This window comes from Acinetobacter junii CIP 64.5, from assembly GCF_000368765.1.
Lineage (GTDB): Bacteria > Pseudomonadota > Gammaproteobacteria > Pseudomonadales > Moraxellaceae > Acinetobacter > Acinetobacter junii.
This window is the reverse complement of the sequence record NZ_KB849655.1, coordinates 1,719,735-1,742,140: the sequence shown is the minus strand read 5'-3', so window position 1 is coordinate 1,742,140 and position 22,406 is coordinate 1,719,735. Positions and strand designations below refer to the sequence as shown.

The following is a 22,406-nucleotide window of genomic DNA, read 5'->3' as shown; positions in this document are numbered from 1 at the left end:
GCAGTAACGGGCTGAAGTAACTGCCATTTATATATTAGGAAATCTAAAGGTCATGGCCTCATTTGAATTTATAGAAGATGAACTAGACGATGGCAACGGTCAAGCCCGTTTCACAGTATTTGGCGTGGGTGGTGGTGGCGGTAACGCTGTTCAACACATGGTGCAGTCAGACATCAAAGGCGTAAAGTTTGTTTGTGCAAACACGGATAAACAAGCCCTAGATAGCATGAATGCTCCATTCAAGATCCAGCTGGGTGAGCAAAGTACTCGTGGTTTAGGTGCAGGTGCAAATCCAGAGGTTGGTCAGATTGCTGCTGAAGAAAGCCGTGAAGTGATTCGTCAACATCTCGAAGGCACGGACATGGTTTTTGTCACTGCAGGTATGGGCGGTGGTACAGGTACAGGTGCAGCACCTGTGGTTGCCGAAGTAGCTAAAGAAATGGGTATTTTGACCGTTGGTGTTGTGACAACCCCTTTTAATTTTGAAGGTCGTCGTCGTCAAAAATCAGCTGAAAAAGGTATTGATGCACTTGAAGCACATGTAGATTCGTTGATTATTATCCCAAATCAACGCTTACTCAGCGTGTATGGTGACATCTCAATGAAAGATGCCTATAAAAAGGCAGACGATGTATTGTTAAATGCTGTTCGCAGTATTTTTGACTTAGTGGTAAATCGTGGTCACATTAACCTAGACTTTGCTGACTTAAAAACTGCGATGAGCACACGTGGTTATGCAATGATGGGTGCTGGTTTGGGACGTGGTGAAGACCGTGCTCGCCAAGCAGCTGAACAAGCAATCCGTAGCCCATTACTCGATAACGTGAATATTATCAATGCTAAAGGTGTATTGATCAATATTACTGGTGGTGATGATATTACCTTACGTGAAACAGAAATTATTACCGATGTGGTCAATCAAATTGTTGATTTGGACGAAGGTGAAATCTTCTACGGTACGGTATTTGATCCTGATGCACGTGATGAACTTCGTGTGACTGTAATTGCAACTGGTCTGACTCGTAATGCGAGCGAAGTTGAGGCGAAGAAGCGCGTTACGACAACGCATCATGCCACAGCACATACAGCCCAACAATCAGTTGATGAAGATGATGTACCTGCAATTAGTAAGCGTACAAATGCTGAATCACCAGTAGCGAACGCACCAAGTTCAACCCCGCGTTCTTCGCCGATGAGCATTCAGGACTATCTGAAAAATCAACAGCGTAAATAACAAAATCATATGTTTAGCTAAAGGGGGACAGTAATTGTCCCCTTTTTTATTTTTTTAAAATGGCAAAATATGCTAAGTTATATCGGTTTTTGCAAATGAAGTTGGCGTGGCATGGTGAAACAACGTACTTTGAAACGTGTGGTGAAAGCGAGCGGTATTGGTCTGCACAGTGGTCAAAAGGTGCTGATTAATTTTGTTCCACACCATATTGATGGAGGTATTGTCTTTCGCCGTATTGATTTAAATCCGCCAGTTGATATTCCAGCAAATGCTTTACTTATCCAAGAAGCCTTTATGTGCTCCAATCTCGTTCGAGAAGACATTAAAGTCGGAACGATTGAGCATGTGATGAGTGCGATTGCAGGATTGGGGATTGATAACCTTATCGTTGAAGTGTCTGCATCTGAAGTGCCAATCATGGATGGTAGTGCTGGTCCATTTATCTATCTTCTTATGCAAGGTGAGCTCGCAGAGCAAAATGCACCGAAGAAATTTATCCGAATTTTAAAACCTGTAGAAGCGCTGCTTGAGGATAAGCGTGCTATTTTTACCCCTCATTCAGGTTTTCAACTTAATTTTACGATCGATTTTGACCATCCCGCCTTCGCAAAAGAATATCAATCTGTCAGTATCGACTTCTCTACAGAAACCTTTGTCTATGAAGTTAGCGAAGCCCGAACTTTTGGTTTCATGAAAGATTTGGATTATTTAAAAGCCAACAATCTTGCATTAGGTGCAAGTTTGGAAAATGCGATTGGTGTTGATGATACAGGCGTAGTCAATGAAGAAGGGCTGCGCTTCGCCGATGAGTTTGTTCGCCATAAGATTTTAGACGCAGTAGGTGATTTATATCTATTAGGGCATCAAATTATTGCGAAATTTGATGGCTATAAGTCAGGACACGCTCTGAATAATCAGCTTCTTCGCAATGTTCAAAACGATCCAAGCAGCTATGAAATTGTAACATTTATTAACGAGAATGAATGTCCGATTCCGTATGTAAGTGTGACATAAGTCATTGTCTTATATTGTGTATGTTATATTATAACAATTAAAATTGTGATGTAGTTCTCGTTATTTGATTGAGTGTTTCGATCGTCAATATCGGTACTTTACTTTTTATTGCTTGCCAAACGTAGTAAAGCTTGGCTAAGCTTAGCGTCGCTCACATATTCAGCGGCACTGCGTAATAGCTCCTTTGTCTCTGAAGAAAGTGCTTGAGGCGGGGGAGAGACTTGTTGAGAAACCACGGTCTTATTTCTTAAACGGACTTGGATTTTTCTTAAATCTCTGAGACCTTCAAGCTGAGCTAACTGCGCAACATAGTGACTTTGTAAATAACTGAGCTGACTAATCATTGCTTGATTTTCACCTGTTATGGTCAAAACGCCATGTTGATAACAAACAACCTGCCATTGTTCTGGTTGGGGCAATAATGGTTGAATAATTTTCGTAAGTTGTTTCCATTGTGTGACTTGCGTAGTCAGAAACGTTAAGTTTCCTGTTTTTATGTGTTGTCCTTTCTGTTGAAAGACGTTTGTAGGTTCAGACATTTTAACTTCCCACGAGGTTAGATGTTCATCTTAAGCGTTCACTTCAGCTGATTTCAAGGAAGAGATGATAAAGGAACTTTAGTAAGGACGGTTTCAAGAGGTTTTTTATGCATCATACGCGTCGTATTTTACTCGCATTTTCATTAGCTGCTTCTGCAGCATCGGTTGCCTTTGCAGATTATCAAAATATCACTCAAACTACGGGTGATGACCGTTTAGAAGAATTATCAAAAACACTTGCTCAAGGTTCTTATAATCATCCAGATGATATAGATCTACCAGCAGTTTCAAATGTATCTGTTCAGTTGCGTGAAAAGACGATTGAATTAAACAACGCAATGATTGAAAAGAAATATGGCCGTTCGGCAATTTCTACTCCGAAAGAAAAATCTACATCATCATTTTCATCAAATACGGGTTATTCTTGGTTAGTGAGCCATCCGTTGGAAGAGGGTCGTGTAAGTTCATCTTGGGGAACTCGTACTTTACTCGGTTCTACTCGTCACCATTCAGGTATTGATCTTTCAGCACCATCTGGAACTCCGATTTATGCAACCGGTCCTGGCGTTGTAACAAAATCTGGTTGGGGTTCAGGTTATGGACAATACGTTGAAATTGATCATGGCAATGGATATATCACACGCTACGCTCATGCTTCGCGTTTAATCGTAAATGCTGGTGATCGAGTGAGTGCAGGTGAACACATTGCAAATGTAGGTTGTACTGGTCGTTGTACTGGTCCGCATTTACATTTTGAAGTTGTTAAAGATGGTCAGCGTAAAAATCCATCAACATACTTAGCGATGCTGCCTTAAGTCATTTGTATAACATTTGTATATTAATTCTGAGAAAATCGCCATTATTGGCGATTTTTTATGTCTTTTGTTTTATTTAGGTCAATGACTATTTAGTGAGAAAATATTAAGGCATTTTGTATTCATTTGGGGCGATACCTTTATGAAGCCAAAACATGATAAAAATAGAACGTCAAAATAACTTAAGGGAAAAGGTGAATTGTATGGCGTTTTATGGCGACTCTGACGCGCAAGAAACCCAGGAATGGCAAGAAGCATTTGATTCAGTATTACAACACATGGGCACAGAACGCGCTGCTTTCTTACTAGAAAAACTATATCAACGTGCGATTGCAAAACATGTGCCGATCCAACGCTTAAATACACCTTATCTCAACACGATCTCAGTTGAAGAACAACCAGCAATGCCAGGCGATCAAGACATGGAGCGTCGTATTCGTGCCTTGATTCGTTGGAATGCACTTGCAATGGTTTTACGTGCAAACAAAACAGGTGATGACTTAGGTGGTCACCTTGCTAGTTTCGCATCTTCTGCGACGTTATATGATGTTGGTTTTAACCATTTCTTCCGCGCTGCCTCTGATAATTTTGGTGGCGACATGATTTACTACCAAGGTCACTGTGCACCTGGTATTTATGCGCGTTCTTTCTTGGAAGGACGTTTGAATGAAGAGCAACTTAATAATTTCCGTCGTGAAGTGGGTGGTAATGGTCTCCCAAGTTATCCTCATCCATATTTGATGCCTGACTATTGGCAATTCCCTACCGTATCGATGGGTCTTGGTCCAATCATGTCAATTTATCAAGCTCATATTCAAAAGTACTTGATGAATCGTGGTTTGATTAAAGAAGAGAATCGTAAAGTCTGGGCATATCTTGGCGATGGTGAGATGGATGAGCCAGAAAGTACTGGTGCAATTTCACTTGCGGGGCGTGAAAAGCTTGATAACCTGATTTGGGTCGTGAATTGTAATCTACAGCGCCTCGATGGTCCTGTACGTGGTAACGGTAAAATTATTCAAGAATTAGAATCTTTATTCCGTGGTGCAGGCTGGCGTGTCATTAAAGTAGTTTGGGGTCGTCATTGGGATCCACTACTTGCTCAAGATACTTCAGGCGCTTTAAAAGCGGTCATGGAAGAAACTGTTGATGGTGAGTACCAACGCTATCAAGTGAAAGGCGGTGCGTATACGCGTGAGAAATTCTTTGGCAAGTACCCAGAAGCTGCAGAACTGGTAAAAGATTTAAGCGATGAAGATATCGATAATCTGAACCGTGGGGGTCATGACCCATACAAAGTTTTTGCTGCCTACGCAGAAGCAATGAAAGCCAAAGGTCAACCAACCGTTATTCTTGCAAAAACGGTTAAAGGTTATGGTTTGTCTGAAGAAATTGAAGCGGTGAACAAAACTCACCAAATCAAAAAAATGCAGATCGACTCTTTGAAATATGTGCGTGACCGTTTTAACTTGCCATTTACAGATGATAAGTTAGAAGAGCTTCCATTCTACCGTCCAAGTGAAAACTCTCCAGAAATGAAGTACATGAAAGCACGTCGTGAAGCGTTAGGTGGTTACCTACCTGCACGTCGTAAGGAAAGTACTTCTTTGCCAATACCTGAACTGTCAGTATTTGATGCCGTATTAAAAGGCAGCGGTGGAAAAGAGCAATCAACGACGATGTTGATGGTACGTTTGATCTCAGCTTTGTTAAAAGAAAAAGCTATCAAAGATCATGTTGTCCCAATCGTTCCAGATGAGGCTCGTACATTCGGCTTGGAAGGTATGTTCCGCCAACTCGGGATTTATGCCGCACACGGACAAAAATATACCCCTGAAGACAATGAACAGCTCATGAATTATCGTGAAGCGAAAGATGGTCATATGTTGCAAGAAGGGATTAACGAAGCTGGTGCGATGAGTGCTTGGGCTGCGTTAGGGACTAGTTATTCAACCAATAACTTACCAATGATTCCGATGTACATGTATTACTCAATGTTTGGTTTCCAACGTATTGGGGATATCGCATGGGCGGCAGGTGATGCACAAGCGCAAGGCTTCTTGTTAGGTGCAACTGCTGGACGTACCACCTTAAATGGTGAGGGTCTACAACACCAAGATGGTCATTCTCATATCTTGGCAGGTACGATTCCAAACTGTGTTTCTTATGATCCTTGTTTTGGTTATGAACTTGCGGTGATTGTGCATGACGGCTTGAAACGCATGTATCAAGATCAAGAGCGTGTGTTCTATTATTTAACAGTGATGAACGAAAACTACGAACATCCTGAAATGCCTGAAGGTGCAGAAGAAGGCATTAAGCGTGGTATGTATTTGTTGCAGAAAGATGAGCAAGCAACAGTTCAATTATTAGGCTCAGGTGTCATTTTACGTGAAGTGATCAAAGCAGCAAAAATACTTCGTGATGAATATCAGATTCATTCAAATGTCTGGAGTGTGACGAGTTTCAACGAGCTAGCACGTGATGGTATGGCATGTGACGAATATAATCGTTTACATCCTTTGACTGAGACAGCAAAAGAATCTTGGGTATCTCAGCAATTACGTGATACTGACGGTATTGTAGTTTCAGCTACGGATCACATGCGCGTTTATAGTGAGCAAATCCGAGCATATTTACCAGACAATCGTCCATATGTCACTTTGGGGACAGATGGTTATGGTCGCTCAGATACTCGTGCTAATTTGCGTAGCTATTTCGGAGTTGATGCGGCACATATCGTAGTTGCGACTTTGAAAAAATTAGCCGACGAAGGTGAGGTGGAAAACCGTTTAGTAAAAGACGCAATCTCATCATTTGAGTTAGATACAGATCGTCCAGTTGCATGGGCACCACAGGCGCACCCGCAAGTGCAAGCTGTGGCTGAATATCACGAAAACCAAACAGGTGAGGGGAACTAATCATGCAAATCCAAGCACCTGATATTGGCGTTGATAAAGCTTTGGTCGCCGAAATCTTGGTAAAAATAGGTGATCGAGTCGCTGTAGAAGATAGTCTTTTAGTTCTAGAGTCTGATAAAGCGACGGTAGAAGTTCCAAGTACTGCCGCAGGTATCGTGAAAAGTATTTTGGTTAAACAAGGTGATGAAGTTACTGAAGGTGTTGCTTTAGTTGAGCTGGAAGCAGAATCTCAAGCAACGGAAAGTCGTGTTGTTGAAACAGCTCAAGTTGAAACTCCGAAGGTAGAAACTCAATCTGAACAGATTGAAACTCCATCTGCACCTGTCGTTAACCAATCTGCGACTTCGACGCAAGTTGTGGATGTAAAAGTTCCAGATATTGGTGTTGAAAAAGCTTTGGTTGCCGAAGTTCTTGTAAAAGTTGGCGATGAAATTGAAGTTGAACAAAGTATTGTCGTTGTTGAGTCAGATAAGGCAACGGTCGAAGTTCCGAGTTCAGTTGCAGGCGTAGTTGAAGCGATTCAAATCAAAGAGGGTGACAGCATTAAGGAAGGAGTGGTGTTGATTCAGGTCAAGACCGCGAGTGCTGTAGTACCATCTGAACCGCAAGTAGCTCCAGCTCAAACAGTAGCAACTACAGAAGCCTCAGCTGCAACTAATAGCTCAACAGGTAATGTTGAAATTGAAGTACCTGATCTAGGTGTAGAAAAAGCACTTGTTTCAGAAATTTTGGTCAATGTTGGTGATCGCGTTAAAGCTCAACAAAGCTTATGCGTGGTTGAGTCAGATAAGGCATCTGTTGAAGTTCCAAGCTCGGTTGCGGGGATTGTGAGAGCAATCCATGTGTCAGCCAATCAAGAAGTTCGTCAAGGCATGGGTTTGGCAACGATAGAGGTGAGTGGTCAGGCTGCTGCTCAAGTAGCACCAAAAACTCAACCAACTGCTACTGAAGCTGCACCAGTAAAACCACAGACGGTAGCGACAGCAGCACCGAGTGCGCCAGCGCAAGCTGAGAAGCTGACCAAAGAGCAAGAAGCTGACAATGCCAAAGTTTATGCGGGTCCAGCGGTACGTAAATTGGCGCGTGAACTCGGAGTAGTCCTTGGTCAAGTGAAAGCCTCTGGCGAACACGGTCGTGTGATGAAAGACGATGTTTTTGCTTATGTAAAAACGCGTTTAACTGCACCACAAGCTGCTCCTAGTACACAGGCTGCACCTGTCGCTTCAGGCTTGCCATCATTACCTGATTTCACTGCCTTCGGTGGTGGCGAAGTAAAAGCAATGACACGTTTGCAACAGGTCTCTGTTCCGCAATTGTCATTGAATAACTTCATACCACAAGTAACGCAGTTTGACTTGGCTGATATCACTGAGCTTGAAGCATGGCGTGGCGAACTGAAAGATGGGTTCAAAAAACAAGGAATTAGCTTAACTATTTTAGCGTTCATCGCGAAAGCGGTTGCTCACTTGTTAAAAGAAGAACCTTATTTCGCGGGTCATTTGGCAGATGATCAAAAGTCAGTGTTGTTGCGTAACGAAATTCATATGGGTATCGCAGTCGCTACACCTGATGGTTTAACAGTTCCTGTACTGCGTAATCCAGACCAAAAATCCATTAAGCAAATCGCGATGGAACTGGCTGAACTCAGTCAAAAAGCGCGTGATCGTAAGTTATCACCGAAAGATTTGCAAGGTGCCAACTTTACCATTACGAGCTTGGGTAGTATTGGTGGAACTGCATTTACGCCTTTAGTGAACTGGCCTCAAGTCGCAATTTTGGGTATCTCTCCAGCAACCATGCAACCTGTATGGAATGGTAAAGATTTTGATCCACGCTTAATGTTGCCATTATCGTTGTCATATGATCATCGAGTTATTAATGGGGCTGATGCGGCACGCTTTACCAATAAATTGACCAAGCTATTAAAAGATATTCGTAGTTTATTGCTCTAACGAATAATTGATTTAAGAATACCTCGCTCAGGCGGGGTTTTCTTTTTATTGAATATAGAAAAACGTTACTTTATTTGCTATCAATTTGAAAATGAGCAATGAGGGAATCAAGCACTGAATTTGAGGTGGAGAAATGTTTGCGATTTATAGAGTCATGTTGCCATTATTGCTGCTAGTTTCTGTGCTTATGGGATTATGGGTGAGCTTTCTGCATTTTCCATCAGAGTGGGTGCTTTATATTGTGATGGGGATTGAACTATTAGTCGCAACCATTGTGATGGCGATGGAATATCAGGCACAAAATTTAAATACGAGCAGTGGTTGGGGTGGTTTTAGTTTTGTTGGTATAAGTGTTTATTTAGCTCTGCTATTAGGTCTGGTTCGATTGTTAATGTGGAGTTACCAAAAATTTTGGACTTAAAGATTCAAAACAATAAAGTTCTTTGATAGAATAAAAACACTTCATTGGGGAGTAGCCGCTCTTTACGCAAAGTAAAGAGGTGATGATCAACATAATTGTTCAACAGAACATGGTCATCATAGCAAAGAACCAAGAACAGCTATTTAGCTGTGCTTTTGTTGGCAAGACCTTTGATTTATCACTCTGCATCAATCTAATTGATTTTGGCTAGCAGGAGGGGTAGATCATCGGTATATATTGCTAGCCAGAGCATTCAATTATGTATGAATTTCTCATCTCTACTTCGATCGTTGCCCTTGCTGAAATGGGTGATAAGACACAATTACTCGCTTTATTGTTAGCAGCACGTTTCCGAAAACCTGTTCCAATCCTCATCGCAATTTTATTAGCAACCACGATTAACCACGGTATTTCTGCTGTTTTTGGTCAATGGATTACGACCGTTCTCAGTCCTGAAATTTTGATTTGGATACTTGCACTTGGTTTTATCGGGATGGCGATCTGGATGTTGATCCCTGATGAACTTGGTGATGAAACAGAAAGCATCAATAAATGGCAGAGATTTGGAGTATTTGGCGCGACCTTTATTTTATTTTTCTTGGCCGAAATCGGTGATAAAACCCAAATTGCAACTGTTGCCTTAGCCGCACGTTTTGACAGCGTATTTTGGGTCATGTGTGGTACTACTGTTGGGATGATGCTTGCAAATGCCCCAGCAGTATTTATTGGTAATAAGTTGGCTGATAAATTACCAATCTCTTTAATCCATAAAATCGGTGCAGCGATTTTCTTGGTGGTAGGTATTTCAACCTTAGTTCAGCATTATTATTTTGCTTAATCTTATTCAAACATGCACCTGTTGTTGAGCAGGTGCATTTTTTATGTCGAGAGAAAATTAATAATTAAACTTCACTGTAAAATTAATTTGGCGTGGATTGCCTAAAGTAACCAAGTTCTCGTTGAGCGCACCAGCATAATAATCTTTATCAAACATATTGCGGATTGCCAGTTGAGCACCCCAGTGTTTGGCATCATAACCTGCCTCAGTATCAAACAAGGTATAGCTTGGAAGATCGATCGCTAAACCATTGACACTTTTTTTACTTTCACCGCGAAAGCTAGCGCCTACATACCAACCCAAATTTGAATTGGGTTCAAAACGATAGCGTGTAGATAAGCTATAACTGTGCTCTGGAACATTATCTATCGTTAATCCGATATTTTCAGCTTGAGTATCTTTACTTATTTCTGCATCAGGCGTGTAGGTATAGGCAGCAGTAATTTTGAGTTGATCAAATAAATGAGCTGCAAGCTCTGTTTCGATTCCACGTGTCAGTTGTTCACCACGTTGTACTTTAAAACCTGTGTTGATTGGATCAGTCACGGAAACATTTTGGCGACGTAAATCAAACCAAGCGATACTGCCTTGAATGCGTTGATCTGGACTTTGTAGTTTTAGACCTACTTCAATTTGCTTGCCTTTCTCGGGTTTAAAGGCATGGTCATGGAAATCCGTACCACTTACAGGTAAGAATGAGGTTGCATAACTCACATAAGGTGCAGCGATTTCATTGATGCTGTAAAGCAAAGAGGCATTACCTGTAAATGCATTCTCAGATTGGGTTGTTTCGGTATTTTTAACTAGATTTTGAGTGGTTGTTTCAGTCCAGTCATGTCGCCCTGCGAGATTCAAAACCAGCTGATCATTCAATTCGATTCGATCACGAAGATATAAACCTGTATATCTGAGACGATTGATATCATGGTTGGTCGGTATATCTGGGCAAGTCACCTTGATATTGTATTCAGGTTGATAGAGATTCAAATTACCCACTGTACAACGGTTATTGATGTAATCACTTTTTTCTTGCATGGCATCAACTCCCAATGTGATTTCATATGAGGTATTGCCGAAATTTAATGTTTTTTGCAGTTGATTATCGATAGAAAAATTTAAGTTATCGACATCTTGATAACGCCCTTGTCGTTGGATTGTGGTGTAATCAATTTTACCTTCTTCATTTTTTGCCCAAAAGTTTTTACCTGTTGCAGCAAATACTGCGGGTCCAAGCATTTCTGTTTTTTGTACTGCAAAGTTTTGTTTAAATTGCCAGTCATTTTCAAAACGATGTGCGAAATTATAACCTATACGATAGACATCGGCCTCATAAGCGCCATGTGATGGTTCACTAATCAATAGTTTGGGATTCAATGCGCCATTTGGATTATTTAATAATGTACCTAAGACTGGTAAACCTTGTTGTCGTAGATATTCACGATGTTGATAGCTGGCAATCACTGATAAATCGGTTTTATCGCCTAAATCAAAATTATAAGAAGGTGAGATATAGTAGTTTTTAAAATAAACAAAGTCAGTCGGATCATTTTGATCAGAGATGCGACTATTTAAGCGAAAAGCACCTTTCTCACTTTCATTCGGACTGTAGTTGATATCGAATGTTGCTTGCTTGAGTTGATGAGAGCCGTAGGTGATAGCGCTGCGGTAAAAGCTCTCGGCTTGTGGGCGTTTGGTGACCATGTTCACCATGCCACCAGGTTGAACTAAACCAAAGTTAACCGATGCAGGCCCTTTTAAAACTTGAACTTGATCCATACCTGAAATTTCAGTAGCAACAAAGGTACTTTGACCTTGACGTAACCCATCAATAAAGACCTGATCAGACGAAGTTTGCCCACGAATAATAAAATCATCCCAACCCCGTTTTCCGAGTTGCCCTGAGACGACCCCTGCAACACCATTTAGGGCTTCAGCCAAAGTTTGAGCTTGTTTTTGTTGTAATTGTTCTTGGGTAATCACCGTAACAGACTGTGCGGTTTTAAATAATGGCGCATTTGATTTCAAAGTGGATGTTGCTTGTGTCGCCACATAATCATTGTTTTTATCTTGTTGAGCTTTGATGGAAATTGTTGGAAGGATATTGCTTTGATCTTCAGTTGCATAAGCAGCGCTTGTTATATGGCTCAAAATAAAGGTTGCAAGTAAAGTGGGGCGCGTAAAGAGCATAGAAATTTCCAAGAAAGGGCAGATCAATAAAGATGCTAATGAGAATTATTATATTTTATAGCTTAGGCGTGTTAAATCCAATAAATATATCGAAAAAGAATTTTTTTAAAAATTACGATAAATATCCAACATTCGATTGAAACATGAACTTAATCCCATTATTTTATTATGGAATTAAAATAATTCATATTTAAAGATTTTTATGGGGTTGCTATGAGCTTTGAAAGGACAACATCACAGATATTATTCGATAATGGTAAGCATAAATGTATTAGTTTTACCAGTTTGGTAAAAGGTGAGGGAATTCAAGCCAACCAGTTTTTAATTATTGATCATGATCGTGCAGCTGTCTTAGATCCAGGTGGTGATTTGACTTATGTCCCGCTCACAATGGAACTTAATCGCTATACCAAATTGAAGAATCTAGATTATGTGATGGCTTCGCATCAAGATCCTGACATTATCACTTCGATGCCACGTTGGTTGGTCTATACCGATGCTAAAGTCGTTGCATCTAAGCTATGGGCACGTTTCTTACCCCATCTCAATTCTGCTTTTATGAGTGATCGAATGAAAGGCAATTGGGAAGAGCGTTTGATTGAACTCCCTGATACAGGTCAAGTTATTCCTTTGGGAGAGTCGGCGATTATTGCAGTTCCTGCGCATTTCTTACATTCCGTCGGGAATTTTCAGTTTTATGACCCAACTGCAAAGATTCTTTTCTCAGGTGATATGGGCGCATCAATTGTTGAAGATGCTAGTCTGCCGATTGTCGACTTTGAAGCGCATATTAAAAAAATGAAAGGCTTTCACCAACGCTATATGTGTTCCAACAAAGTGATACGTTTATGGGTCAATATGGTTCGTCAAATGGATATTGATATGATTGTTCCACAGCATGGTACGGCATTTGTCGGTAAAGAAATGATCAATCAATTTCTTGATTGGATTGAAACACTTGAATGCGGTGTTGATCTGATGAACGAATACGTATTTAGCTGCCCAACAACCTAATTGGGATGTAGGTGATTTAGCAAAATCGACGCATGATTGCATAAAAAATTTATAGGCAATATTGTTTTTCAGAATGACTTTTTTTAGGATTCTCGTTGCAAAGGAATTGGTTTTGATAACGAGAATTTTAAAAAAATGTTGTCTCAAATTGCAACGCCAGATGCATGTATGACTTGTGGTGCATGCTGCGCGAATTATCGAGTTTCATTTTATTGGGCTGAAGCTGAATATATCCCTGAAACTATGGTTGAACCACTCACAGCTATTTATTCTTGTATGAAGGGAACCAACCAATCACAGCCCAAATGCATTGCTCTTGAAGGTGAGGTTGGAACGCGTGTGAGTTGTTCGATATATCATGCTCGAAGCACAACTTGTAAAGAAGTGAAAATTGCGGATGAACAATGCAATAAAGCAAGGCTGAAATACAATCTGATCCCGTTGATAGATATTGAACAACAAGACTCAGAAAATAATGAAGATTATGATCAAGTCTGTTGATTGCGATAGCTTAAATTGAGTTTTTGAAGCAGTTGATATATCGATCAACAGCTTTTCTCAAATAATTTTCATCATAGAAAATGAAAATCACCCTGAAATTTGTTTATAATAGCTCACGGAATTTACCAGTGAGATTGTTATGCTGACCATCGTTCAAGAAGCGTTAACCTTCGATGATGTCTTATTACTTCCTGCCTACTCAACTGTTCTCCCAAAAGATGTCTCCTTAAAGACACGTTTAACTCGCGGAATTCAACTTAATATCCCTCTTGTTTCTGCTGCAATGGATACCGTGACTGAATCACGTATGGCGATTGCGATGGCGCAAAATGGCGGTATCGGTATTTTGCATAAAAACATGGATATTGCCGCACAAGCTGCGGAAGTACGCCGTGTAAAAAAATTCGAAGCTGGAATGGTGAAAGACCCAATCACAGTAACTCCTGAAACGACAGTTCGTGAACTTATTGCAATTACTCAAGCCAATAATATTAGCGGTGTACCTGTTGTAAAAGATGGCAAAGTTGTGGGTATCGTCACAGGTCGTGATACTCGTTTTGAAACCAATCTTGAACAACCAGTGAGCAACATCATGACGGGTCAAGACCGTCTAGTGACTGTTCGTGAAGGTGAGTCGAAAGAAAATATTCAAGCTTTGTTGCAAAAGCACCGTATTGAAAAAGTCTTAGTTGTTGGCGAAAACAATGAACTCAAAGGCTTAATTACGGTGACTGACTTCCGTAAAGCGGAAAGCTATCCAAACAGTTGTAAAGATGACCTTGGTCGTTTACGCGTTGGTGCAGCAGTTGGTACAGGTGCTGAAACACCTAGCCGTGTTGAAGCCTTAGTTGATGCGGGTGTTGATGCGATCGTCGTTGATACTGCACATGGTCACTCAGCTGGTGTGATTGAGCGTGTACGTTGGGTTAAAGCAAACTATCCACAAGTTCAAGTGATTGGTGGAAATATTGCAACGGGTGATGCTGCATTGGCGTTACTTGATGCGGGTGCTGATGCTGTTAAAGTTGGTATTGGTCCAGGTTCGATCTGTACAACACGTATTGTTGCTGGTATTGGTATGCCGCAGATCTCTGCAATTGACAGTGTTGCAAGTGCATTGAAAGACCAAATTCCGTTAATTGCGGATGGTGGTATTCGTTTCTCTGGCGATATGGCAAAAGCAATTGGTGCGGGTGCAAGCACAATTATGGTGGGTTCACTACTTGCAGGTACTGAAGAAGCACCTGGTGAAGTTGAATTCTTCCAAGGTCGTTACTACAAAGCTTATCGCGGTATGGGTTCATTGGGTGCAATGGCTGGAGCAACTGGCTCTGCCGACCGTTATTTCCAAGATTCTAAAGCGGGTGCTGAAAAGTTAGTACCAGAAGGTATTGAAGGTCGTGTTCCTTATAAAGGTCCTATGGGTAACATCGTACACCAAATGATGGGCGGTTTACGTTCTTCTATGGGTTATACAGGTTCATCTGTAATTGAAGATCTTCGCCAAAATGCAAAATTTGTGAAAATTACTTCAGCAGGTATGTCTGAATCACATGTGCATGATGTTACGATTACAAAAGAAGCGCCGAACTATCGAGTTGGTTGATATTTCGTAATTTTACCGATAGAAAAACCGTCAGTTCGCTGACGGTTTTTTCGTTTTGGTGTAAAGTGAAACGGGTAAAAAAGCTATGACTAAAGGTCATATAAAAGATAAGAAAGTGAGTAGAAGATGAGCTATTTTGGAACTGATGGAATTCGTGGCAAGTTTGGACAAATGCCCATTACTCCTGAGTTTGCATTAAAATTAGGTTTTGCTGCGGGCAAGGTGTTGAAACGAAACAGTCCCAAAAATAAACCGATTGTTGTATTGGGGAAAGATACGCGATTATCGGGCTATATTTTGGAAGCTGCTTTGCAAGCAGGTTTGAATGCAGCAGGAGTGTATGTTCACTTACTAGGTCCATTGCCGACACCTGCGATTGCGCATTTAACACGTGCCCTCCATGCCCATGCGGGTATTGTGATTTCTGCTTCACATAATCCTTATTTTGATAATGGAATTAAATTCTTTTCAAGTGAAGGCAAAAAGCTACCAGATTCTTTGCAAGAAGAAATCAATCAAGAATTAGAAAAAGATTTGATCATTGAAGATACGGCTAATTTGGGTAAAAGCGTTCGTGTCAAAGATGCCAATGGTCGTTATATCGAGTTCTGCAAATCAACTTTCCCATATCATTTTGACTTACGAAATTTAAAAATTGTTGTCGATTGTGCAAATGGTGCAGCCTACAGCGTTGGACCTTCTGTATTCCGTGAGTTGGGTGCGAAGGTGATTCCATTATTTAATGAGCCTGATGGTTTAAACATCAATGAAAACTGTGGCTCAACGCATCCTGAACTATTGCAGAAAGCCGTTGTAGAGCAACAAGCAGATCTAGGTATTGCTTTTGATGGTGATGCAGATCGTGTCGTGATGGTTGATAAACACGGTCAATTGGTTGATGGTGACCATATTCTGTATATTCTGGCGACTCAAGCAAGTCATAAACCTGCGGGTATTGTGGGTACAGTGATGAGTAATATGGCACTTGAGTTGGCTTTAGCAAAAGCAAATGTCAATTTTGTACGAGCTAAAGTCGGTGACCGTTATGTATTACAGGCACTTGAAGAAAATAATTGGGTGATTGGTGGTGAACCATCTGGTCATATCTTGACCCTTGATAAGAGCACGACAGGCGATGCTATTATTGCTGCATTGCAAGTGCTCACTGTCATGGTAGAGCAAAGTAAAGCTTTGCATGAATTGGTTGAAGATTTTGTTTTATTCCCTCAAGTGTTGGTAAATGTTCGTTTGCAGCAAATGCTCGACCCATATTCTATCCCAGCCTTAGTTGCTGAATTTGATAAAGCCGAAAAACAACTTGAAGGTCGTGGACGTATTTTGATTCGTAAATCAGGTACTGAGCCTGTGATTCGTGTCATGGTGGAAGGTGATCAATTGGAAGAAGTTGAAGCCTTGGCAAATCACTTAGCAGAAGCGGTCCGAGCTCAAGCACAAGCTGCTTAAAAGGTGACAAGAATGAACGATGTTATTAAAGATTTGAGTGAACTACGTTTAAGCTATGAGCAAGGTGAGTTGCATGAGTCTCAAATCAGTCATGATCCTCATCTTCAATTTTTAAACTGGTTTAATCACGCCTTAGCTGCAAATTTGCATGAACCGTACGCAATGTCGTTGGCAACAGCTAATCGACTAGGTCGACCACATGTTCGTACGGTTTTACTCCGTGGAGCGACTGAAAACGGATACGATTTCTACACCAATTACGATAGTCAAAAAGGTTTGGATCTCGCGGAAAATCCATACGCTGAGTTATTGTTTTATTGGCCGAGTTTGGAACGACAAGTGCGGATTAGTGGAAAGGTGACTAAGATTTCTGAACAGGAATCAACCGACTATTACCATAAACGCCCACGTGACAGTCAGATTGCAGCACATATCAGTACACCTCAAAGTGGTGTGATTGCTGATCGTGAAGCATTACAGTCTCGTTTTGAGGACTTGCAGCAGCAAGTGGGCGATCAAGAGGAGCTTGCTAAACCTGTATTTTGGGGCGGTTATCGTTTAGAAGCAGATTATTATGAGTTTTGGCAAGGTCGACCAAATCGTTTACATGATCGTTTGAGTTATGAAAGAACAGATCAGGTTTGGGTTGTTCAACGATTGATGCCATAAATGACAAAAATTCAAATTTTAGAAAGACCATTACTCACACGCCCTGAACAGTTTCAGGGCGTGCCAACGTTTATTGCCGAGATTTTGGCACGACGTGGTGTTGCCTCAGAGCAAGAACTAGAACTGAAGCTTAAACATCTGCTTGCACCCAATCTAAAAGATTTGGATCGAGCTGTAGAAATCATTGATCAAGCAATTGATCGTCAATTACAAATCGTGATTGTGGGAGATTATGATGCTGATGGTGCAACCAGTACGGCTTTGATGGTTCTCGTACTTCGAGAGATGGGAGCAAGAGTTGAGTATCTTGTTCCTGATCGATTTAAATATGGTTATGGTTTAACACCTAAGATTGCAGAGTTAGCAGCCCAGACTTATCGCCCAGATTTATTGATTACCGTTGATAATGGAATTTCAAGCCATGCAGGTGTTGAGGTCGCTCAAGCACTGGGGATGCAGGTGATCATTACAGATCATCACCTGACCACTAAGCCAAAACCAAGTGCGGAAGCTGTGGTTAATCCTAATCAGTTGGATTGTGACTTTTCGAGTAAGTCACTGGCGGGGGTTGGCGTTGCTTTCTATGTCTTAGCAAAATTGGCAACTCACCGTAGTCAGCAAAATAAAAGTACTAGCAAAGTGTCTCAATACTTGGATTTGGTTGCTTTAGGTACTTATGCGGATGTTGCAAGTTTGGATTATAACAATCGTATTTTGATTGATGCAGGTCTAAAACGTATTCAGCAAAACCAATGTCGGGCAGGTATTCTCGCGCTACTTGACGTCGCAGGTCGAGAGGCTTCAACTTTGCGAGCACAAGATTTGGGTTTCGTCTTAGGACCGAGAATCAATGCTGCTGGTCGTATGGAAAGTATGAGAATTGGGATCGAATGCTTACTCGCGGAGGATATGGCAACAGCTTATCCACTGGCACAGCAACTCAATCAGTTAAATGTTGAGCGACGCCAAGTTGAAACTGAAATGAAGCAACAAGCATTAATTGCTTTGCAAAACGTTCAACTTGAAACAGATCAAATTCCGCCCGCTATCGTGATGTATGACGAACAGTGGCATCAAGGTGTAATTGGGATTGTCGCTGGACGTTTAAAGGAGCAGTTTCATCGTCCGAGTTTAGTTTTTGCCCCCGATGAAGATGGTATTCATATTAAGGGATCTGCACGTTCTATTGATGGGATTCATATCCGCGATATGATTGAACATGTCGCAGAGCAATATCCGCATCTTGTGACTCATTTTGGTGGGCATGCAGCGGCAGCGGGTTTGACGCTCAAAAAAGCACATTTTAATGAGTTCAAACAGCTATTTATTCAGACAATTGCTGAAATGGATGCTGAATTGTTTCATGCAACGATTTGGACAGATGGTGAATTGCCTGAGAACGCTTTAGATCTATCTACAGTGGATTGGATTGAACAAATGGGCCCATGGGGACAAAAATTTCCATTTCCACAATTTCAAGGAACATTCAAAGTCATTGATTATCGCTGGTTGAAAGATCAGCATCTCAAGTTAAAACTTTCACTTGGTACACAGTCGATTGATGCAATTGCATTTAATGCGGTTGACCGTTTTGAGTTTAATCCAATGCAGGGTTTTGTTGATTTGGTCTATACCTTGGAGCGTAATGTTTTTAATGGAAATGTCAGTCTACAATTACAGGTTGTGCATTTAAAACAATAAAAAACCGCTCAAATTTGAGCGGTTTTTAGAAAGATTAGTAGCGGAATGTGCCGTTAATTCCATACGAGTTCGCGCCGTCGATCCCTGTATAACCAACACCCACAGCAAATGTTGGAGTAAAGAATTTTTGCGCACGAATGCTGAAAATGGTATCTGCATCTTCAGCGGTTGAATCTGCGAATGCAATTCCGACACTGAGTGTTGGGTCTAGATAGAGATCAGCAGCTAAACGATATGTTGTCTCATCACCTATATAGCTCTGAGCTTCAAAATTGGTGTAATAACCTGCAATAGGTGAAACATATTTAGCACGAAGCGTAATCGCAGTGTCTTCATCGTCTTCGCCTGTGATAGCGACTGCATTTGAATAAGTTGTGATAAAGCCATATTGAGCAGCTTGAATAGGATCAAAACTTTTCGATAAATCTGCGACACCTACGGCAAGTAGCATCCCATGTGTTGGAAGAAAGCCTACTTCAGCCGAATAACCATTGCCATCATCACTCGCAAATTTGTAAGACTCATTATAGCTCTTTGCAATCGCTTCTATGTCGGTTCTATGCAGACTTCCTGAGATATAGAATTGCGTGTTGGGAATATAAAATTCACCATTAAGACCGATAGAGTTGAACTCTTGTTTGAAATCTACGTTTATTTGCGGTATTCCGCCAAAATTCACAAAAGAATAAATACCTGATTCTTCTGCATAGGTATAACCTAAGCCAATGTTTGATGTTTTATCTAAGAATGCCGCTTCCGCTAGTGGAGCATTACGTGTTTGAACTGGGTTAAAATAATATTTACCGTTTACACTTGCGGTATTAACGCGATGGCTATCCATTTCGCTGTTTTTAATATATGTATATTCATAAGCACCCATAAGCTGAGTTTGGTATGCATTTGCATTTAAACCGATGCAAGATGTTAATAGTGCAGTAATAAGACTTAATTTTTTCATAAAAAAACCTGACCCCTTTTTAAAATAATACGTGCTATTAATAAGTTATTGCGCGATGTAGTGTAGTGATATTTGAAAACACGTCAATAATGCTTAAATGGACAGTAAAATTTTATTGATATTTTTTTCGACCCATTGGTTTGAGACTTAATTCTTTTTCTATGTACTTTTATCTAAGAAATTAAAAAAAGCCCTGATCTTAAAGAGCAGGGCTTTTGTCTTTTCGTATGAAGTGATGTTTAGTCACTTTCTTATTTAGAAGCGATATGCACCACGGATACCATAGGTATTGTAGTCATCACCAAAACCAACACGACCTTCTAAACTTACTTGTTGATTTAGGAATTTCTTCGCAGAAATACCCCATTCATCACGTTTTGTGAGGTCATTGTTGTAGTAATCTGCACCGACACTTAAGGTTTTGTCGAGATAGAAGTCACCTTTAACACCGTACTCATCTAAATCACCAAATGCACCATAAGCTTCCAGGTTGACATCATTCGCTCCAACCTGAGTGACGTATTTAGCACGAACTGTTGGGTCAGCGCCATCTTCACCATCTTTCTCATCGTATCCTTTAACACCAAGCGCAAGTAATAAACCTGGTGCTGGTAAATAACCTACCTCAGCACTATAAGTTGTTACTTTTTGATCGATTGGCAGGTTGTCTACTTCAAGTTCGTCACGACCTAAATTACCGCTTAAGTAAAAGTCACTGTTCGGAACGAAGTATTCAACACCAACACCGTATTGCGAGTTCTTCACACCGTCATTGTCGGCATAATTCACTTTTGCATTTACATTACTAGAGCGGTTCAAGAACGCTGCTTCAGCAAGAGGTGCATTACGTGTTTGGACTGGATTAAAGTAATAAGTCCCATCTACACCAAAACTATGTGTACTATCGAACTGATCCCAATCTGTATAAGTATATGAACCACCGACTTCAGCTTGATACGCATGTGCAGTACCTGTTACTGCCAAAGCAGATAAAAGTGCTGATGCAATTGCTAATTTTTTCATGGCTACTCCCCTTTGAGATAATGAACCAATTGAATGTTAATTACATGTTTTGTTACAACTCTCAGTCTAGTTAAAAACTTTAGCGGGTCAATCAAAGGAAAGTAATCAAACTGTACGAATGTAATTTTTGTGTAAAATTTAAAATATAAGATATTGATTTATATTTAATATTTAATAATGTTTTGATTTATTAAAACTTAGGAGAGATTGTGTGTTTAGGTAATTTTCGTGTATTTAAGTGACAATCTTGTCGCTAGATGTTTCAAAGTACGATTATTTTTTTTCAGTATTTCTGATAAAAAAGTAGTAAATCTATAAGAAAAACACTTTAAAAGGTTATGGCTGTGTCGCATAAAGCACTTATGTTAAAATATTAGGTTAGGTGAAAATTTGTGAGAACAGACGCGTGGAAATCAATCCGTATTTAATCCAATTGAAAGATTTATCTGATCGTAGCCAAACACTACGGGGGTATCTTTGACTACGATCTAAAAGCAGAGCGTTTAGAAGAAGTTTTAAGAGAATTAGAAGACCCTGCGATTTGGAATGACCAAAGTCGTGCGCAAGCAATTGCGAAAGAAAAGGGCAGTTTAGAAAATACTTTAGGTGTATTTGATCGTCTTGCAGAACAGTTAGATGATGCAAAAGCAATGCTTGATCTGGCTGTTGAAGCTGATGATGAAAGCTTACTTGAAGATGTGCAAGCAGAATTAGATAGCGCTGAACAAGCTCTTGGGAACCTCGAATTCCGTCGTATGTTTAGTAATCCGATGGATCCAAACCCATGCTTCCTTGAAATCCAATCTGGTTCGGGTGGTACAGAGGCACAAGACTGGGCTTCGATGTTATTACGTATGTATATGCGTTGGATCGAGCGTCATGGTTTCAAAGCAGAACTGATGGAAGTTTCTGATGGTGACGTGGCGGGTATTAAATCAGCGACGATTCGAGTTGATGGTGAATTTGCTTATGGTTGGTTACGTACAGAAAGTGGTGTACACCGTTTAGTTCGTAAATCTCCATTCGATAGTAATAATAACCGTCACACTTCATTCTCTGCAGTATTCGTTTCACCAGAGATTGATGACAATATCGAAATTGATATCAATCCATCAGATGTCCGTACGGATACCTATCGTGCATCAGGCGCGGGTGGTCAGCATATTAACAAAACTGACTCAGCTGTTCGTCTGACTCACGCGCCAACAGGTATTGTGGTTGCATGTCAGAACCAACGTTCACAACATGCCAACCGTGACCATGCGTGGAAACAACTACGTGCCAAACTCTATGAGTTAGAAATGAGCAAGCGCAACGAAGCAGCTCAGGCGCTCGAAGATTCTAAATCGGATATTGGCTGGGGAAGTCAGATTCGCTCTTATGTACTTGATGACTCACGTATTAAAGACTTGCGTACAGGTGTCGAAAACTCCAATACAAAAGCTGTGCTTGATGGGGATTTAGACAAGTTTATTGAAGCGAGTTTAAAACAAGGTCTGTAAGTTTTATCCAATAAAAACGGCAATCTCGTTCAGCTCTCGACCCTTAA

Annotated in this window: 18 protein-coding genes and 1 riboswitch; of the genes, 14 read left to right on the top strand and 4 right to left on the bottom strand. The window is 40.7% G+C overall.

Annotation, left to right across the window (positions count from 1 at the left end):
* The first annotated feature begins 52 nt into the window (after window positions 1–52).
* Window positions 53–1,234: a cell division protein FtsZ gene (ftsZ, locus tag F948_RS13870; protein WP_004909919.1), complete on the top strand. Its 1,182-nt coding sequence runs from the start codon at window positions 53–55 to the stop codon at window positions 1,232–1,234.
* Window positions 1,235–1,345: 111 nt separating this feature from the next.
* Entirely contained in the window at window positions 1,346–2,248 is a 903-nt protein-coding gene (lpxC, locus tag F948_RS13865; RefSeq protein ID WP_004909915.1) for a UDP-3-O-acyl-N-acetylglucosamine deacetylase, read from the top strand.
* Between the two features lie 98 nt (window positions 2,249–2,346).
* On the opposite strand, the gene F948_RS13860 is transcribed toward lpxC, so the two are convergent.
* Window positions 2,347–2,787, bottom strand: coding sequence for a DciA family protein (locus F948_RS13860; RefSeq protein WP_004964937.1), 441 nt, complete (start codon window positions 2,785–2,787; stop codon window positions 2,347–2,349).
* Between the two features lie 107 nt (window positions 2,788–2,894).
* Here F948_RS13860 and F948_RS13855 point away from each other — a divergent pair, with 107 nt between their 5' ends.
* The 5 genes from F948_RS13855 (at window position 2,895) to F948_RS13835 (ending at window position 9,734) form a co-directional block, all read left to right on the top strand.
* Window positions 2,895–3,602, top strand: a complete 708-nt coding sequence (locus F948_RS13855) for a M23 family metallopeptidase (RefSeq protein ID WP_004909910.1) — start codon at window positions 2,895–2,897, stop codon at window positions 3,600–3,602.
* Between the two features lie 203 nt (window positions 3,603–3,805).
* On the top strand, window positions 3,806–6,523 hold the full coding sequence (gene aceE, locus F948_RS13850) for a pyruvate dehydrogenase (acetyl-transferring), homodimeric type (protein ID WP_004964934.1): 2,718 nt from the start codon (window positions 3,806–3,808) through the stop codon (window positions 6,521–6,523).
* Window positions 6,524–6,525: 2 nt separating this feature from the next.
* On the top strand, window positions 6,526–8,475 hold the full coding sequence (locus tag F948_RS13845) for a 2-oxo acid dehydrogenase subunit E2 (RefSeq protein ID WP_004909906.1): 1,950 nt from the start codon (window positions 6,526–6,528) through the stop codon (window positions 8,473–8,475).
* A gap of 133 nt (window positions 8,476–8,608) precedes the next feature.
* The gene (locus F948_RS13840; protein ID WP_004909902.1) at window positions 8,609–8,896 is read left to right on the top strand and encodes a hypothetical protein; all 288 of its coding nucleotides are present in this window, start codon (window positions 8,609–8,611) and stop codon (window positions 8,894–8,896) included.
* Window positions 8,897–8,930: 34 nt separating this feature from the next.
* Window positions 8,931–9,072: riboswitch (yybP-ykoY riboswitch) on the top strand.
* 83 nt (window positions 9,073–9,155) lie between these two features.
* Window positions 9,156–9,734, top strand: a complete 579-nt coding sequence (locus F948_RS13835; RefSeq protein ID WP_004951316.1) for a TMEM165/GDT1 family protein — start codon at window positions 9,156–9,158, stop codon at window positions 9,732–9,734.
* A gap of 57 nt (window positions 9,735–9,791) precedes the next feature.
* On the opposite strand, the gene F948_RS13830 is transcribed toward F948_RS13835, so the two are convergent.
* Window positions 9,792–11,921: a TonB-dependent siderophore receptor gene (locus F948_RS13830; protein WP_004964929.1), complete on the bottom strand. Its 2,130-nt coding sequence runs from the start codon at window positions 11,919–11,921 to the stop codon at window positions 9,792–9,794.
* A gap of 213 nt (window positions 11,922–12,134) precedes the next feature.
* Here F948_RS13830 and F948_RS13825 point away from each other — a divergent pair, with 213 nt between their 5' ends.
* The 6 genes from F948_RS13825 to recJ all read left to right on the top strand — a co-directional run bounded on the left by F948_RS13825 (window position 12,135) and on the right by recJ (window position 18,876).
* Window positions 12,135–12,935: an oxygen-binding di-iron domain-containing protein gene (locus F948_RS13825; RefSeq protein WP_004909897.1), complete on the top strand. Its 801-nt coding sequence runs from the start codon at window positions 12,135–12,137 to the stop codon at window positions 12,933–12,935.
* Window positions 12,936–13,070: 135 nt separating this feature from the next.
* Entirely contained in the window at window positions 13,071–13,436 is a 366-nt protein-coding gene (locus F948_RS13820; RefSeq protein ID WP_004909895.1) for a YkgJ family cysteine cluster protein, read from the top strand.
* Between the two features lie 139 nt (window positions 13,437–13,575).
* Window positions 13,576–15,042 (top strand): IMP dehydrogenase, encoded by a 1,467-nt coding sequence (guaB, locus tag F948_RS13815; protein ID WP_004909894.1) that lies wholly within the window; start codon window positions 13,576–13,578, stop codon window positions 15,040–15,042.
* 126 nt (window positions 15,043–15,168) lie between these two features.
* On the top strand, window positions 15,169–16,506 hold the full coding sequence (glmM, locus tag F948_RS13810) for a phosphoglucosamine mutase (protein WP_004951321.1): 1,338 nt from the start codon (window positions 15,169–15,171) through the stop codon (window positions 16,504–16,506).
* Between the two features lie 12 nt (window positions 16,507–16,518).
* Window positions 16,519–17,175 carry a pyridoxamine 5'-phosphate oxidase gene (gene pdxH / locus F948_RS13805; RefSeq protein ID WP_004909891.1) on the top strand — a complete coding sequence of 219 codons (657 nt, stop codon included), beginning with the start codon at window positions 16,519–16,521 and terminating at the stop codon, window positions 17,173–17,175.
* Window positions 17,176–18,876, top strand: coding sequence for a single-stranded-DNA-specific exonuclease RecJ (recJ, locus tag F948_RS13800; protein WP_004964921.1), 1,701 nt, complete (start codon window positions 17,176–17,178; stop codon window positions 18,874–18,876).
* A gap of 34 nt (window positions 18,877–18,910) precedes the next feature.
* On the opposite strand, the gene F948_RS13795 is transcribed toward recJ, so the two are convergent.
* Both F948_RS13795 and F948_RS13790 read right to left on the bottom strand, forming a co-directional pair.
* A complete protein-coding gene (locus tag F948_RS13795) occupies window positions 18,911–19,834 on the bottom strand; it encodes a putative porin (protein WP_004964918.1) in 924 nt (307 codons plus the stop codon).
* Window positions 19,835–20,089: 255 nt separating this feature from the next.
* Window positions 20,090–20,857: a putative porin gene (locus F948_RS13790; RefSeq protein ID WP_004909885.1), complete on the bottom strand. Its 768-nt coding sequence runs from the start codon at window positions 20,855–20,857 to the stop codon at window positions 20,090–20,092.
* A 406-nt stretch (window positions 20,858–21,263) separates the two neighbouring features.
* On the opposite strand from F948_RS13790, the gene prfB reads away from it, so the two are divergent.
* Window positions 21,264–22,359, top strand: a protein-coding gene (gene prfB, locus F948_RS13785; RefSeq protein WP_099947891.1) for a peptide chain release factor 2 whose coding sequence is annotated in 2 segments (ribosomal slippage) — window positions 21,264–21,335 and window positions 21,337–22,359 — 1,095 coding nt in all. Because the reading frame shifts where the segments join, the coding sequence is not laid out codon by codon here.
* The last annotated feature ends 47 nt before the right edge of the window (window positions 22,360–22,406 follow it).